The sequence below is a fragment of the Brucella tritici genome (genome assembly GCF_008932285.1).
Lineage (GTDB): Bacteria > Pseudomonadota > Alphaproteobacteria > Rhizobiales > Rhizobiaceae > Brucella > Brucella tritici.
Map to the genome: position 1 here is coordinate 541661 of NZ_WBVY01000004.1, position 13534 is coordinate 555194.

The following is a 13534-nucleotide window of genomic DNA, read 5'->3' on the forward strand; positions in this document are numbered from 1 at the left end:
CGTCTATCCGCAGTCGAGCTCGCTCAATATCCATTCCCTGAATGCGCGCACCTTGGGCGTATTGCGACGGGATTTGGGGTACACGAGCCAATAAGCGCGTCCATCATCGCCAAGAATGTCGAAAGGCTGGATAAGCTGGCCGGTGGCGATTTCGATCTGGTGGAAAGCAGGCGTGAGAATGCCCACGCCCTGCCCTGCGACCGTCGCCCGCCCTTCAATATGCTGCGCTCCGAGCCGGCTCTGCGTGTTGCCCTGCAATTGCGGATTTTCGATCCCCACCGCCTTGAACCAGATTTTCCACCACGGGTCGCTCGCGTCGATGATCTTGAGCCGCAGCAGATCGGCAGGTTCCTTCACTCCGCCGATGGTTGCGGCCAGAGCCGGACTGAGCATGGGCGTGAAACTCGCCTTGATGAGCTGATGCGCTTCCAGGCCCGGCCATTTACCGAAACCGCTTCTGATCGCGATATCCACATTGGACGTTGCGAAATCAATGACGCTGTCGGACGTATCGAGCCTGACCGCGAGCGACGGATGCCGCATCTGGAACGAGCCAAGCCGATGCGCCAGCCAATTGGCGGCAAAAGTGGCGAGCACGCTGATCGAAAGCGTGCCCTCCGCATCTTCCCGCAGGCTGGCAAAGGCATTGCGCATCGTCTCGAAGGCTTCCGTGATGGAAGGCGCCAGACATTTGCCAAGTTCCGTCAGTTCCACCTGTCGCGGCATACGCAGAAACAGGGGCGCGCCGACGCGCTCCTCCAAAATCTTGATCTGATAACTGACCGCAGCCTGCGTCATGCCCAATTCCTCCGCAGCGCGGGTAAAACTTGCATGGCGGGCGGCGGATTCAAAAACGCGAATGGCCGATAAAGGGGGAAGCGCTGTCGTCATGATGCATAAATCCTCCTTATGCATACTAATCGAGGTTCGATTGGAAAACAAAGGTTTTCAGGCGCATACCTATAGGCACAGTTTAACAAGTAGCTGCCTCCCACGGCCGCTTCCTTCGATAGGTGAGATCATGAAAAACCTCGATTCTACCTGCACTACCGCCACAGCGCCCACGGTCAGCCACGGATCGGAAAGCGGCTGGAGCGCGCTTTTCTCCCGCCTGTTTTCGCGTAAACGCACCCATATCGTCATTACCGAACACTCGCCGGAATACATCCTGCGGGATATCGGCATCGGTGATGGGCGCACGCAATATTATTCACGCGACGGCCATAAACTGCCCGAATGGCGGTAACCGTGTTACGCGCTGATGACGGCAAAGCCCCGCGCCTTGAGGCCGCGGCGGTCCTCGTGCAGATTGCTGACGAGGCGGCTGCGGCTGCCGTCCAGATGCGCGCTCATCAACGCCGTCGCCTTATCGGCATTCCCTTCGCGCACCGCGTCGAGAATAGCGCGGTGTTCGGCCCATGCGCGAGCGAGCGCCGCCTCGTCGCGCACCTCCAGCCAGCGCGCCCGTGAGAGGCGCTGCATGGCATCGCGCACGCCACGGCTGAGAAACTCGTTGCCTGACAGCCGCGCCAGCTCGATATGAAAATCCATGCCGATCCGGTGCCATTCCTCGCGCGACGTGTTGGCATCGCAGCTATCCAGCATCGCCAGAATCAGCTCAACGCCGCTGCGATCTTCAAGCGCACAGGTGAGCTTCAGCGCAGCAATTTCCAGCGCTTCACGATAGACACCGATCTGTTCGATTTCGCTGAGATTGATCGGCGAGACCGTCCAGCCGCGCCCCTCGCGGCAGACGAGCCCTTCCGCCTCCAGCCGCAAAAGTGCTGCCCGGATCGGCGTGCGTGAGGCTTCAAACTGCGCCTCGATCCAGCGCTCGGTCAAACGTTCGCCCGGCCCCAGTTCCAGACCGAGGATCATGTCGCGAAGCTGCGTTTCAACCTGCCTCATCTGTGACATTGGCGACCATTCTCCATTTTCGATTAGCGCTGCAATTGACAAGTCTCATCAACAGGCGCATTCATGCATACCGTTTGGTATCCCAAAATGGAATACATTGCAATCGCGAGACATGACATGAGCACCGCCCAAGCCGCTGCAAGCGACGAAACCGTCGCCACAGCCCGCCAGGAAAATGTGGCCACCGAGGAAAACCACGAACGCTACTGGAAGCAGAACCTGCTGATCTGCCTCATCGGTTCGTTCACGACGCTCATTGCCATGTCGCTGCTCCTCCCCTTCCTGCCGCTCTATGTGGAACAATTGGGCGTCACCGATCATGCGGCAATCGTGCAGTGGTCGGGCGTCGCCTACGGCGCTACTTTTCTGGCCGCAGCCTTCGTCGCACCGCTGTGGGGCAGGCTTGGCGACCGATACGGGCGCAAGCTGATGCTCATCCGCGCCAGCCTTGGCATGGCCATCGCCATGTCGCTGATCGGCATGGTGACGAGCGTCTGGCAACTGGTGGCGCTGCGCCTGTTCGTGGGCATTGCGGGTGGCTACTCGTCCGGCTCGATGATCCTCGTCGCGACCCAGACGCCAAAAGAAAAGACCGGCTGGGCGCTGGGCGCGCTTTCGGCGGGCATCATGGCGGGCAATCTGGCTGGCCCCTTGCTCGGCGGCGCGCTGCCGCCGCTGATCGGCATCCGCGCAACCTTCTGGCTGGCCGGCGGCGTGATCTTCCTCAGCTTCCTCGCAACCACCTTCCTGATCCGCGAGGAGCGCAGGCCGCCGAAGCCGACCGGGGAGCAGAAGGCGCAATCCATCTGGGCTGCCATTCCCGACAGAAAGCCGGTCATCGCCATGCTGGTGACGGGCATGCTGCTGCTTTTCGCCAATATGTCGATCGAGCCGATCATCACCGTCTATGTGATGCAACTGATGGACGACCGGACGAAAGTGACGCTGATTTCCGGCGTAGTGATGGCAGCCGCCGCGCTTGGCAGCATCCTGTCATCCTCGCGGCTGGGTCGCCTTGCCGACCGCATCGGCCACACCCGCGTCATCATCGGGGCGCTGTCGGCTTCCGCGCTGCTTTTGATCCCGCAGGCTTTCGTCACGCAAGCCTGGCAACTGATCGGCCTGCGTTTTTTGATGGGGCTGGCGCTGGGCGGTCTCCTGCCCTGCATCACCAGCGTCATCCGGCACAATGTGCCCGACCGGGTAGCGGGCGGCATTCTTGGGCTTTCCGTCTCGGCCCAATATGTCGGGCAGGTTGCAGGCCCCGTCGCCGGCGGCTTCGTCGGCGGTCACTTCGGCATGCGTTCCGTATTTTTAGGCACATGCCTGATCATGGCTCTCGGCGCGATTTATAACTGGACCGTCCTGCGCAAGTGCCGATAGTTTGCGTCATCTCCCGAATCCCCGAAACCCAGGGCAGGACCAGGATGACAGCTCATATCTTCGCGCCTTTCGCAACGCTTGCCGAAAGGCTTCTGCCCCATGCGCTCGAACATGGCGAGGACGGGTCGCACGACCTGTCCCACATTGCCCGCGTCTGGAAAAACGCGGCTGCGATCCAGCGCCGGGAAGGCGGCGATGGCGAAGCGCTTTGCGCCGCAGCCCTGCTGCATGATTGCGTGAGCGTGGAGAAGAATTCGCCTGACAGAAACCGCGCTTCGCGACTGGCAGCGGAAAAAGCATCAGCACTCCTGCACAGCCTCGGCTGGAATGATGCGCGCATCGGCCTCGTCGCCCATGCCATCGAAGCGCACAGTTTTTCGGCCAATATCGAGCCCGTCACGACAGAAGCGAAGATTCTGCAGGATGCCGACCGGCTTGATGCCATCGGCGTCATTGGTGCCGCCCGGTGTTTCTACATTGCGGGCCGCATGGGCAGTGCGCTTTACGACTGGCGCGACCCGCACGCCGAAAACCGCCCGCTGGATGACAAGCGCTTTGCGCTCGACCATTTTCGCACGAAACTGTTTGGCCTCGCCTCCGGTTTCAAGACGGAAACCGGAAAGCTCATGGCCGCCGAACGGCACAGACGGCTGGAAGCCATTTTCGATGACTTCCTCGCCGAAGCCGATGGCTAGATAGAGTAACCGCCGTCGATATTAAGCGCGGTTCCGGTGACCATGGAGGCGGCGTCCGAGGCCAGCCATAGAGCGGCCTCTGCCACATCGTCGGGCGTCGAAAACCGGTCGAGAGGAATGGTGCGTTTCAGCGCTGCACGCGCCTCCGGGGTGTCTTCCTCCAGAAACAGCTTCAATGCCTCACCGTCGCTTTCAGCCGGGCAGATGCAGTTCACGCGGATATTCCTGTCTGCCAGTTCCAGCGCCATCGCCTTGGTCGCGCTGATGATCCAGCCCTTGGACGCGCTGTACCAGACGAGGCCCTTGCGCGGACGCAACGCGGTTGCCGAAGCAGTGTTGATGATGACGCCTCCGCCCTGATGTTCCATGATCGGCACAACGATCTGCGTCGAATAATAGAGCGCCTTCATATTCACGGATGAGATCAGGTCGAAACTGTCCTCCGTCACTTCCGTCAGTGGCATATTGCGATGCGTGAAACCGGCATTGTTGACCATGATGTCAATGCGGCCAAACGCTTCGAAGGCCGTGCGCGCCACGCGCTCCATATCATCCTTGCGAGAAACATCCGCCTGCACGGAAAGGGCGTTCTTGCCAATATCGGCAAGTTCATCCTCGACACGTTTTACGTTCACATCAGCGAGGATGACCTTTGCACCTTCGGCTGCAAATCGGCGCGCCATGCCTGAACCGAAGCCTGAACCGGCACCGGTGATGATTGCGACCTTATCCTGCAGCCTCTTCATGTCATTCTCCTTTTGAGCATTTCCAGTAAAGTGCAATCACTTGAATCCAGATTATTTGTTTCAATATGGCGTAAAGAGCCTGAACCAAAATGAACATGTCATGTATGCACAAGCCGTTAATCCGTCAATTATGGCAAGGCGCCTTCAATTTCGTGCGATTGCGGCATTGCGACTGTTGAATTTAAATCGATTAGATAATAGACAAGGGCAGCTTGAAAATCGCATGCTGCCCACAGGCAGACTGATTTGCGCAAGAAGAGAAGAGAGCGATAGATGACCAGCCAGACAATTCCGGTAGAGCCTTTCGACTGCATCGTGTTCGGCGGCTCCGGCGATCTTGCCGAACGCAAGCTCATTCCGGCACTGTATCAGCGTCAGCGTGCAGGCCAGCTCACCGACCCGACGCGCATCATCGGCGCATCGCGCAGCGCCATGACCGATGACGAATATCGGCAGTTCGCACGGGATGCCATTCATGAACATGTGAAGGCTACGGAAGTTGACGAGAAGGAAGTCGACAAGTTTCTCGCCCGCCTCAGCTATGTGGCTGTCGATGCCAAGTCCGAAGAGGGCTGGGATGCGCTCAAGACCCTGATTGGCAAGAAGCCGGAAAAGATTCGCGCTTTTTATCTCGCCGTCAGCCCGACGCTCTTCGGCGATATCGCCACCCGTCTGAAGACGCATGGCCTGATTACCCGTGATACGCGCATCATTGTGGAAAAGCCGATCGGCCGCGATCTGGAATCCGCCATGGCGCTCAACGATACGCTGGGCAGCGTTTTCCGCGAAGACCAGATCTTCCGCATCGACCATTATCTCGGCAAGGAAACCGTGCAGAACCTGATGGCTCTGCGCTTTGCCAATGCGCTCTATGAGCCGCTGTGGAACTCCGCCCATATCGACCATGTGCAGATCACCGTTGCAGAAGCCGTCGGCCTGGAAGGCCGCGCGGGCTATTACGACAAGGCAGGCGCGCTGCGCGACATGGTGCAGAACCACATTCTCCAGCTTCTCTGCCTCGTTGCGATGGAGCCCCCTTCATCGATTGAAGCCGATGCCGTCCATGATGAAAAAGTCAAGGTTCTGCGCTCGTTGAAGCCGATTACCAACCTCAATGTCGAAGACATGACGGTACGCGGTCAGTATCGCGCCGGTGCCTCGGCAGGTGGTCCGGTGCGCGGCTATCTCGAAGATCTGGAAAGCGAGACCAGCAATACTGAAACCTTTGTGGCGCTGAAGGCTGAAATTGCCAATTGGCGCTGGGCTGGCGTGCCTTTCTATCTGCGCACCGGCAAGCGGCTTGCCACGCGCGTTTCGGAAATCGTCGTTACCTTCAAGCCGATCCCGCATTCCATCTTCGGTGAAAGCGCTGGCAAGGTGATGGCAAACCAGCTCGTCATTCGTCTCCAGCCGGATGAAGGCGTGAAGCAGTGGCTGATGATCAAGGATCCGGGCCCTGGCGGCATGCGCCTGCGCCACGTGCCGCTGGATATGAGCTTCGCCCAGTCTTTCAGCGAACGCAATCCGGATGCCTATGAACGTCTCATCATGGATGTCGTTCGCGGCAACCAGACCCTCTTCATGCGCCGCGACGAAGTCGAGGCGGCATGGCGCTGGGTCGATCCGATCCTTCAGGGATGGGAATTGAACAGCCAGCCTGTGCAGGGCTACACGGCAGGAACATGGGGGCCGTCATCGTCCATCGCGCTTATCGAGCGTGACGGGCGCACATGGCACGAAAGCCTGTGACACTGGAGCCTAGCGCTTCAGTTACTGCTTTGGAAAGGTATGGAATGAGCATTGAACGGCACGATTTTACCAGCGGAACGGAACTGGCGCAGGCACTGTCGGAAGCCATTGCGAACAAGCTGAATGCCGCCATCGCTGAACGGGGACAGGCCACTTTGGCCGTCTCTGGCGGCACCACGCCGCTCAAGCTGTTCGAGGTGCTATCACGCAAGATGATCGACTGGAACCTCGTCACGATCACCCTCGTTGACGAGCGTTTCGTCCCCGTCGATAGCGACCGTTCCAACGAAAAGCTGGTGCGTGAGCATCTTTTGCGCGATCATGCGGGCGTGGCCAGGTTCGTCGGCCTGTACAATCCGGCGGCGACGGCCGAAACGGCGGCGCTTGCTGCCGCCAGCCGCATCGATGCGTTGCGTCGTCCTTTCGACGTGGTGGTGCTTGGCATGGGCAATGACGGTCATACTGCCTCCTTCTTTCCTGGTGCCGACCGGCTCGATCAGGCGATCAACCCGGAAACAAGGGCGCTTGTGCTGCCGATCCATGCCGAGGGCGCTGGCGAAAAGCGCCTGACCCTGACCCTTCCCATCATTGCCGAAGCCGACATGCTGGTTCTGCATATCGAAGGCGCTGCCAAGCAGGCAACGCTGGAAAAGGCGCTTTCCGGCGATGACGAGAATGAAATGCCCGTGCGCGCTGTCTTCCACCATGCGCGCACACCGATCCAGCTCTACTGGACGAGTTAAAGCGCATCTCGAAAAGTGTGAAACGGTTTTCGGGAAAGATGCGCGTGAAAACAAAGAATTAGAGCATTTCCAATGGTCTAATTTAAACTGGAAATGCTCTGAACTCGATCAAGCCAGATTGGCACAGGTGATACCCATGCCCACCGAGACGGCACATAAACGCATTCAGGAAATCACCGCGCGCATTCGCGAACGGTCCAAGCCGACACGCGAAGCCTATCTTGGCCGTGTGCGCGAGGCTTCATCCAACAAGCCAAAGCGCGCCGTGCTGGGCTGTGCCAATCTCGCGCATGGTTTCGCCGCCTGCGGCCCGCACGACAAGGCGGCGCTGATCGGCGACGAGATTCCGAACCTCGGCATCATCACCGCCTATAACGACATGCTGTCGGCGCATCAGCCATTCGAAACATTCCCGCAGCTTATCAAGCAGGCTGCGCGCGAAGCAGGTGGCGTGGCGCAGGTTGCTGGCGGCGTGCCGGCCATGTGCGATGGGGTTACGCAGGGTTTTGCGGGCATGGAACTGTCGCTGTTCTCCCGCGAAGTGATTGCGATGGCAACCGCCGTCGGTCTGTCGCACGATATGTTCGATGCAGCAGTCTATCTCGGCGTCTGCGACAAGATCGTGCCCGGTCTTATCATTGGTGCGCTGACCTTCGGTCACCTGCCCGCCGTGTTCGTGCCTGCCGGGCCGATGACCAGCGGCCTGCCGAACGACGAAAAAGCCAAGACCCGCCAGCTCTATGCCGAAGGCAAGGTCGGGCGCGCCGAGCTGCTGGAATCGGAATCGAAGTCCTATCACGGCCCCGGCACCTGCACTTTCTACGGCACCGCCAATTCCAACCAGATGCTGATGGAAATCATGGGCCTGCATCTGCCGGGCGCATCCTTCATCAATCCGGGCACACCGCTGCGCGACGCCTTGACCCGCGAAGCCGCCAAACGCGCGCTCGCCATCACAGCCTGCGGCAATGAATATACGCCGGTCGGCGAGATGCTGGATGAGCGTTCCTTCGTCAATGGCGTCATTGGTCTCAATGCGACCGGCGGCTCGACCAACCATACCATCCACCTGATCGCCATGGCAGCCGCCGCCGGTATCAAGCTGACATGGCACGATATTTCGGAAATTTCGGATGTGGTGCCGCTTCTCGCCCGCGTCTATCCGAACGGCCTTGCCGATGTGAACCATTTCCATGCTGCTGGCGGCATGGGCTTTCTGATCCGTGAACTGCTCGATGGCGGCATCCTGCATGAGGATGTGCGCACCGTGTTCGGCGAAGGTCTGCGTCCTTACGCGATCGAACCGAAGCTTGGCGCCGATGGCACCGTCGTGCGTGAGCCGGTGCCGGAAAAAAGCGGCGACGAAAAGGTTCTGGCCAAGATCCATGCACCATTCCAGCCGACCGGCGGCCTCAAGGTTCTGACCGGCAATATCGGCAATGCGATCATCAAGGTTTCTGCTGTAAAGCCGGAGCGCCAGGTCATCGAAGCACCCGCCAAGGTTTTCAACGATCAGGCGGAGATGCAGGCCGCGTTCAAGGCTGGCGAATTGACCGGTGATTTCATTGCGGTGGTCCGCTATCAGGGGCCGAAAGCCAATGGCATGCCGGAACTCCACAAGCTGATGACGGTTCTGGGCATTCTGCAGGATCGCGGCCAGCGCGTGGCCCTCGTCACCGACGGTCGCCTGTCCGGTGCATCTGGCAAGGTTCCGTCCGCCATCCATGTCACGCCGGAAGCACTTGATGGAGGCGTCATCGGAAAAATCCGCGACGGCGATGTCATTCGTCTGGATGCAGTAAACGGCACTCTGGAAGTTCTCGTCAATGTGATGCTGCTGAATGATCGCGGTGAAGATCGCCCTGATCTTTCCGGCAACGAACATGGCATGGGACGTGAATTGTTCCGTGCTTTCCGCCAGATCGCCGGACGGGCTGACGAAGGCGCTTCGGTGTTCTGAAAACAGCCGGAATGAAATTAAGGCAAAACAGCGATTTAAGCTGTTTTGCCTCTCAAACCATCAAAACCGGAATAAACTTACGCAAAAAGCGCAGTTCAATTGTGTCAAAAAACTGGCTTTTTCACGCCAGCAGTGCGGCACGCCGAGGTAAGCGTGTTTGCCATCAGCATGGCGATGGTCATCGGACCGACACCGCCCGGAACCGGCGTGATCGCTCCGGCGACCTTTTCGGCTTCCGCAAAATCGACATCGCCGACCAGTCGTGTCTTGCCTTCACCCCGTTCGGGAGCCGGAATGCGATTGATACCAACATCGATTACCGTCGCGCCCGGCTTGACCCAATCGCCCTTGACCATTTGCGGGCGTCCGACCGCCGCCACCAGGATATCCGCCGTGCGGGCAATCGCGGACAGGTCTTTCGTGCGGCTGTGCGCAACCGTAACGGTTGCATTTGCTGCAAGCAGAAGATTGAACATCGGCTTGCCAACAATGTTGGAACGCCCGATCACCACAGCGTTGAGACCCGAAAGATCACGGCCATGAACGCGCTCAATCATAATCATCGCGCCCGCTGGCGTGCAGGGAACGAAAGCCGTTTCGACCTCGCCGGTGCCAAGCTTGCCGACATTGATGAAGTGGAAGCCATCAACATCCTTGTCGGGCGAAATCGTCTGGATCACCCGGCCTGAATCGATATGCTTCGGCAGCGGCAATTGCACCAGAATACCATGAATGGCGGGATCGTTGTTCAGGCTCTCGATCAGGTCGAGAAGCTCCTGCTCCGACGCCGTTTCCGGCAGATCGTGCTGCACCGAGTGGAAACCGCATTCCTTGGCCTTCTTGCTCTTGGAAGCGACATAAACCTGACTTGCCGGGTCTTCGCCGACAATAACCACCGCGATGCCGGGCACAATGCCGGTAGCGGCCACGAGCTTTTCTGTCTCGCGCTTCACCGTGGAAACCACATCCTCGGCGAGCTTCTTGCCATCAATCAATTGAGCCATAGCGAGCGCTCCGTTCTTTTGTGATATCGGGCTTAAGTGTCTGGGAGATACACGACATCTTTTTCGTACACATGCCCATAAGCGTCATGACGCTCGATGACAATTGGCGAATGCGCGACAATGCAGGATTTTATGAAGTTTCAGAACGCAGAGTCCTGTAAGAACCAGTTAGGGTCTCGTGATACGGGATGAACGCACGTCGTCGATGGCAAGACCGAGGGCGGCGTTTTCCGTGGTGCGGTTGGCGCCTTCATTCTCGGCTTCCCAGCGCGCATTGGCTTCGCGGATAACGGCAGCAAGCCGGGTTTCGCCGTAGGGTTCCAGAACCTCGTCCGGCTCGACTTCGCTTCTGGCGGACGATCGGGGCTTGCGACCGGCCAGCATCATCGAAAGAAGACCAAGCAAAAACCCGCCCAGCAATCCAAGGGCGACAACCCCTTGCGGGGAGAGATTGCGAGGGTTCGGTTCCGCCATGGCTGGCGTAACAATCCGCACTGTCGCAGCAGACCCCGCCGAGGCAGGCTCGCCCCGTGCCGCACGCATCTGCAAATCTTCAAAGAGTGCCTGCTTTGCCGCCGCATCTCGTTCCAGCATCTGCAGCCGAGCTTTGTCTTCATCTGTTGCGGGCGCTGAACCGAAACCGGCAATGGCAGCCGCTGCCTTTTGCTCACGTTCGACCGCATTCTTAAGATCTGCCTGTAACAGGCTACGCTGGCTGGAAATCTCCTTGTCGATTTCCGCTTCGATCTGGCTCACTTCAGCCCCCTGCCCTGCGGCGCGATACCGCTCCACCAGTGCGCCCAGTGCTCCGGAACGCATGGATTCGGGCACGCCCTTGCTAGCGAGGCTCTCGGCGGTGGCGCCGTTCAGGCTGTTGGCCTCCGCTGCGATGCGCGCTGTCTCGGCCTTGCTGTCGGCGAACTCGCGTTGAAGTGCGGCTTTGTTGTCGTCATCGCCAAAATCCCGGCTGACGCGAAAAGCCCCTGCCGCCTGCTGCGCCGCTTCTGCATCGGCCTCCAGACTTTGCAGACGCGCCGGAAGATCACCCTCAACCCCGTTCAACTCTCCGCCGCCCTGCAGATGATCGCGAAACGCCTGCGCAACAGCATTGGCCAAAAGTGCTGCCGTTTCCGGCCTGTCAGCCGTGGCCTCCACATTCACCGTGCCACTGTCAAGCGCCTGTGTGAAATCAAGACGCTGGCGCAGCAATTGCGCGCCCGACATCTTTCTAGGTCCAGCCACGGCTGGAGACTGCTGATCTTCGGGCAGCAATCGGGTCAGGCGAGAGCGCAATTCTTCCAGAAAGGAAGGCGCGCCGAGATCGGCTGCACGTTCAATGTGCGCCATCTGTGCGGCGCGCTCAAGCACGACATTCGAGGCAATTTCGCTGCGCCGCTCGGGCGGAAAAACCTGCAAGGATGCCGTCGCGGCATATTGGGGCGGTTCCAGAACAGCATATGTGGTTCCGATAATTCCGCCCAGTATCGTGAAACCGGCCAGAAGCCCCCAGCGCCGCCTGCGGCGCGGCAATTGCATCGGCTTTTCAAGCTTCGGAACGGCGGCTGATACAGATGCTTCCGATACGGATGGTTCGTTGATCGGCGCACCGTCAAGATTGGCTTGCAGAGCCTCCCGCACGGCATTCATCCGGCCCTGCATATCCGCCTTCGGATCGACCCGCTCACTCTCTTCGGCGTCTAACAAATCCTGTTTGCGGCGGAGCAATTCCTCGCGGCGCTTTTGATGCTCGCGGTCTTCGTCATTGTTTCCGGTAGCACGGACGGATGGCACAGGCCCGAGGAATTCCGGCGCATAGGCCAGAAGTGGGCGTACAGCCGCACGTCTCCTCTCTCCGTCCCGTTCTACCATCGCTCCGTCCCGCTTTTCACCCGTGGCTATTGATCCAGATTAATATTCATCATGGCAAACAAACCGTTAAAATTGCAATTATATGTATTGATTCATACAGATAAATCAGGAGACCGCCATGAAGGCCGAAACGGAATACCCGATCGATCCAGCCCGGCTTGGCGGCATAATCCAGTTTATCCAACATGCAGAACGGCTGAAAAGCACTTTGCGTTCCGGCCATACCTCTCAGGGCCGACCGGAAAGCACAGCCGAACATAGCTGGCGGCTATGCCTGCTGGTGACGCTGTTCGACCGGGAGCTGGGCGATTGCGACCGGCTGAAACTCATCAAGATGTGCATCATCCACGATCTGGGCGAAGCGATTTCCGGCGATGTACCCGCTATCCATCAATCCGCCGATGATGGACGAACTGAGCGCGAAAAAGGCGACCTGATGACGCTGTGCGCACCGCTGCCGGATGATCTCAGCGCAGAAATCATGGAACTGTGGGCGGATTACAGCGAAGGCAAATCGACGGAAGCTATTTTTGCCAAGGGTTTCGACAAGCTCGAAACCATGATGCAGCATAATATCGGGCTCAATCCGCCGGATTTCGATTATGCGTTCAATCTCGATTACGGCGTCAGGCAGACAGCACGCCACCCGCTGCTGCGCCAGTTCCGCGAAATCGTGGATGCGGAAACCCGGCGCAATGCGGAAAAGCAGTCGTAGAGCGGCCCATTTTTGGGAGACATGTTCTAACTCAACGTTGCAAAATGGCGCAGTGTGAAGGTGATCTGGTAAACCAGCGCAACGGCGGCAAAAACCGCATGATAACGCCGGTTGCCCCAGAACACCGCGATCAGACTGAACAGGATGAAACAAGCGACCTGAATCGGATATTCGATCCCATAGACCCGGTAGTGGTCGGCTCCTTTCAGCAGCGTATCGATGAAATCGGCCACATAGACCAGGGCCAGAATGCCGAAGAACCATTTGCGCCGGGAAATGAAGTAGTCACGATAACCCGTATATTCTTCCATACTGTCGGGGAAAAGTAGCGTGCTGAGCAGGAAATAAAGCCCGGCATAGAAGATAACGAACAGATACTTCTCGAAGGTCCAGAGTGGAATGGTTCGCAAACCGAATTCGAACCACCAGAAATGGATGACCGAAAGCAGAATGAAACCTACCCATGCCAGATGAACCGGATAGATTTTCTGCTTGCCCGGATGCTGGATAAAGCGTGCCAGCCCGGTGAGAAGTCTGGAAACGCAAAGGCCCAGGATCATCCCAATGATGATGCGGACGTGGCCGAAAGCTTCGGCTGGCGGCACACCCGTTGTCAAAGCCGGATCCATTCTTCCCCTCCGAAGCTTCACTCAACTTTGGTTCATATTGGTCGATATAGTTTGGGCAATCAATGATTTAACCTCAGAAATTCGTGGATACGCCGCATATACTTGCGCAGCGTAATAAGGCGGG

13 protein-coding genes are annotated in these 13534 nt (G+C 58.5%); 7 read left to right on the top strand and 6 right to left on the bottom strand.

The annotated features are described in order from the left end of the window. Positions 1-3 precede the first annotated feature (3 nt). Positions 4-891, bottom strand: coding sequence for a transcriptional regulator GcvA (gene gcvA, locus F9K94_RS17060; protein ID WP_061346936.1), 888 nt, complete (start codon positions 889-891; stop codon positions 4-6). Positions 892-1021: 130 nt separating this feature from the next. Between gcvA and F9K94_RS17065 the strand changes: the two genes are divergently transcribed. Next, entirely contained in the window at positions 1022-1246 is a 225-nt protein-coding gene (locus F9K94_RS17065) for a hypothetical protein (RefSeq protein ID WP_151647137.1), read from the top strand. Positions 1247-1251: 5 nt separating this feature from the next. Here F9K94_RS17065 and F9K94_RS17070 read toward each other — a convergent pair whose 3' ends face one another. Next, complete coding sequence (locus tag F9K94_RS17070; protein WP_151647139.1) at positions 1252-1917, bottom strand: GntR family transcriptional regulator; 666 nt, start codon at positions 1915-1917, stop codon at positions 1252-1254. 117 nt (positions 1918-2034) lie between these two features. Between F9K94_RS17070 and F9K94_RS17075 the strand changes: the two genes are divergently transcribed. Together F9K94_RS17075 and F9K94_RS17080 are read left to right on the top strand one after the other, a co-directional pair. Further along, positions 2035-3300 carry a multidrug efflux MFS transporter gene (locus tag F9K94_RS17075; protein WP_151647141.1) on the top strand — a complete coding sequence of 422 codons (1266 nt, stop codon included), beginning with the start codon at positions 2035-2037 and terminating at the stop codon, positions 3298-3300. Between the two features lie 44 nt (positions 3301-3344). Next, positions 3345-3995, top strand: coding sequence for an HD domain-containing protein (locus tag F9K94_RS17080; protein WP_151647143.1), 651 nt, complete (start codon positions 3345-3347; stop codon positions 3993-3995). Here the strand turns inward: F9K94_RS17080 and F9K94_RS17085 are convergent. Further along, positions 3992-4741, bottom strand: a complete 750-nt coding sequence (locus tag F9K94_RS17085) for an SDR family oxidoreductase (protein WP_151647145.1) — start codon at positions 4739-4741, stop codon at positions 3992-3994. The two genes, F9K94_RS17080 and F9K94_RS17085, sit on opposite strands and share 4 nt — an antisense overlap. Before the next feature lie 273 nt (positions 4742-5014). Between F9K94_RS17085 and zwf the strand changes: the two genes are divergently transcribed. From zwf to edd, 3 genes are all read left to right on the top strand, one after another. Further along, positions 5015-6490, top strand: coding sequence for a glucose-6-phosphate dehydrogenase (gene zwf / locus F9K94_RS17090; protein WP_151647147.1), 1476 nt, complete (start codon positions 5015-5017; stop codon positions 6488-6490). 44 nt (positions 6491-6534) lie between these two features. Then, entirely contained in the window at positions 6535-7233 is a 699-nt protein-coding gene (gene pgl / locus F9K94_RS17095; RefSeq protein WP_151647149.1) for a 6-phosphogluconolactonase, read from the top strand. A 136-nt stretch (positions 7234-7369) separates the two neighbouring features. Further along, the gene (gene edd, locus F9K94_RS17100) at positions 7370-9193 is read left to right on the top strand and encodes a phosphogluconate dehydratase (RefSeq protein WP_151647151.1); all 1824 of its coding nucleotides are present in this window, start codon (positions 7370-7372) and stop codon (positions 9191-9193) included. A gap of 104 nt (positions 9194-9297) precedes the next feature. Here edd and folD read toward each other — a convergent pair whose 3' ends face one another. Together folD and F9K94_RS17110 are read right to left on the bottom strand one after the other, a co-directional pair. Then, positions 9298-10197, bottom strand: a complete 900-nt coding sequence (folD, locus tag F9K94_RS17105; RefSeq protein ID WP_061346927.1) for a bifunctional methylenetetrahydrofolate dehydrogenase/methenyltetrahydrofolate cyclohydrolase FolD — start codon at positions 10195-10197, stop codon at positions 9298-9300. A 168-nt stretch (positions 10198-10365) separates the two neighbouring features. Then, positions 10366-12066: a GumC domain-containing protein gene (locus tag F9K94_RS17110; protein ID WP_151647153.1), complete on the bottom strand. Its 1701-nt coding sequence runs from the start codon at positions 12064-12066 to the stop codon at positions 10366-10368. A 118-nt stretch (positions 12067-12184) separates the two neighbouring features. Here F9K94_RS17110 and F9K94_RS17115 point away from each other — a divergent pair, with 118 nt between their 5' ends. Then, on the top strand, positions 12185-12781 hold the full coding sequence (locus F9K94_RS17115; protein WP_151647155.1) for an HD domain-containing protein: 597 nt from the start codon (positions 12185-12187) through the stop codon (positions 12779-12781). A 26-nt stretch (positions 12782-12807) separates the two neighbouring features. On the opposite strand, the gene F9K94_RS17120 is transcribed toward F9K94_RS17115, so the two are convergent. After that, positions 12808-13410, bottom strand: a complete 603-nt coding sequence (locus tag F9K94_RS17120) for a hypothetical protein (protein ID WP_061346924.1) — start codon at positions 13408-13410, stop codon at positions 12808-12810. Between the last annotated feature and the right edge of the window lie 124 nt (positions 13411-13534).

Coding starts and splice junctions, on each gene's coding strand:
- gcvA (WP_061346936.1), bottom strand. CDS start 891: ATGACGACAGCGCTTCCCCCTTTATCGGCCATTCGCGTTTTTGAATCC.
- F9K94_RS17065 (WP_151647137.1), top strand. CDS start 1,022: ATGAAAAACCTCGATTCTACCTGCACTACCGCCACAGCGCCCACGGTC.
- F9K94_RS17070 (WP_151647139.1), bottom strand. CDS start 1,917: ATGTCACAGATGAGGCAGGTTGAAACGCAGCTTCGCGACATGATCCTC.
- F9K94_RS17075 (WP_151647141.1), top strand. CDS start 2,035: ATGAGCACCGCCCAAGCCGCTGCAAGCGACGAAACCGTCGCCACAGCC.
- F9K94_RS17080 (WP_151647143.1), top strand. CDS start 3,345: ATGACAGCTCATATCTTCGCGCCTTTCGCAACGCTTGCCGAAAGGCTT.
- F9K94_RS17085 (WP_151647145.1), bottom strand. CDS start 4,741: ATGAAGAGGCTGCAGGATAAGGTCGCAATCATCACCGGTGCCGGTTCA.
- zwf (WP_151647147.1), top strand. CDS start 5,015: ATGACCAGCCAGACAATTCCGGTAGAGCCTTTCGACTGCATCGTGTTC.
- pgl (WP_151647149.1), top strand. CDS start 6,535: ATGAGCATTGAACGGCACGATTTTACCAGCGGAACGGAACTGGCGCAG.
- edd (WP_151647151.1), top strand. CDS start 7,370: ATGCCCACCGAGACGGCACATAAACGCATTCAGGAAATCACCGCGCGC.
- folD (WP_061346927.1), bottom strand. CDS start 10,197: ATGGCTCAATTGATTGATGGCAAGAAGCTCGCCGAGGATGTGGTTTCC.
- F9K94_RS17110 (WP_151647153.1), bottom strand. CDS start 12,066: ATGGTAGAACGGGACGGAGAGAGGAGACGTGCGGCTGTACGCCCACTT.
- F9K94_RS17115 (WP_151647155.1), top strand. CDS start 12,185: ATGAAGGCCGAAACGGAATACCCGATCGATCCAGCCCGGCTTGGCGGC.
- F9K94_RS17120 (WP_061346924.1), bottom strand. CDS start 13,410: ATGGATCCGGCTTTGACAACGGGTGTGCCGCCAGCCGAAGCTTTCGGC.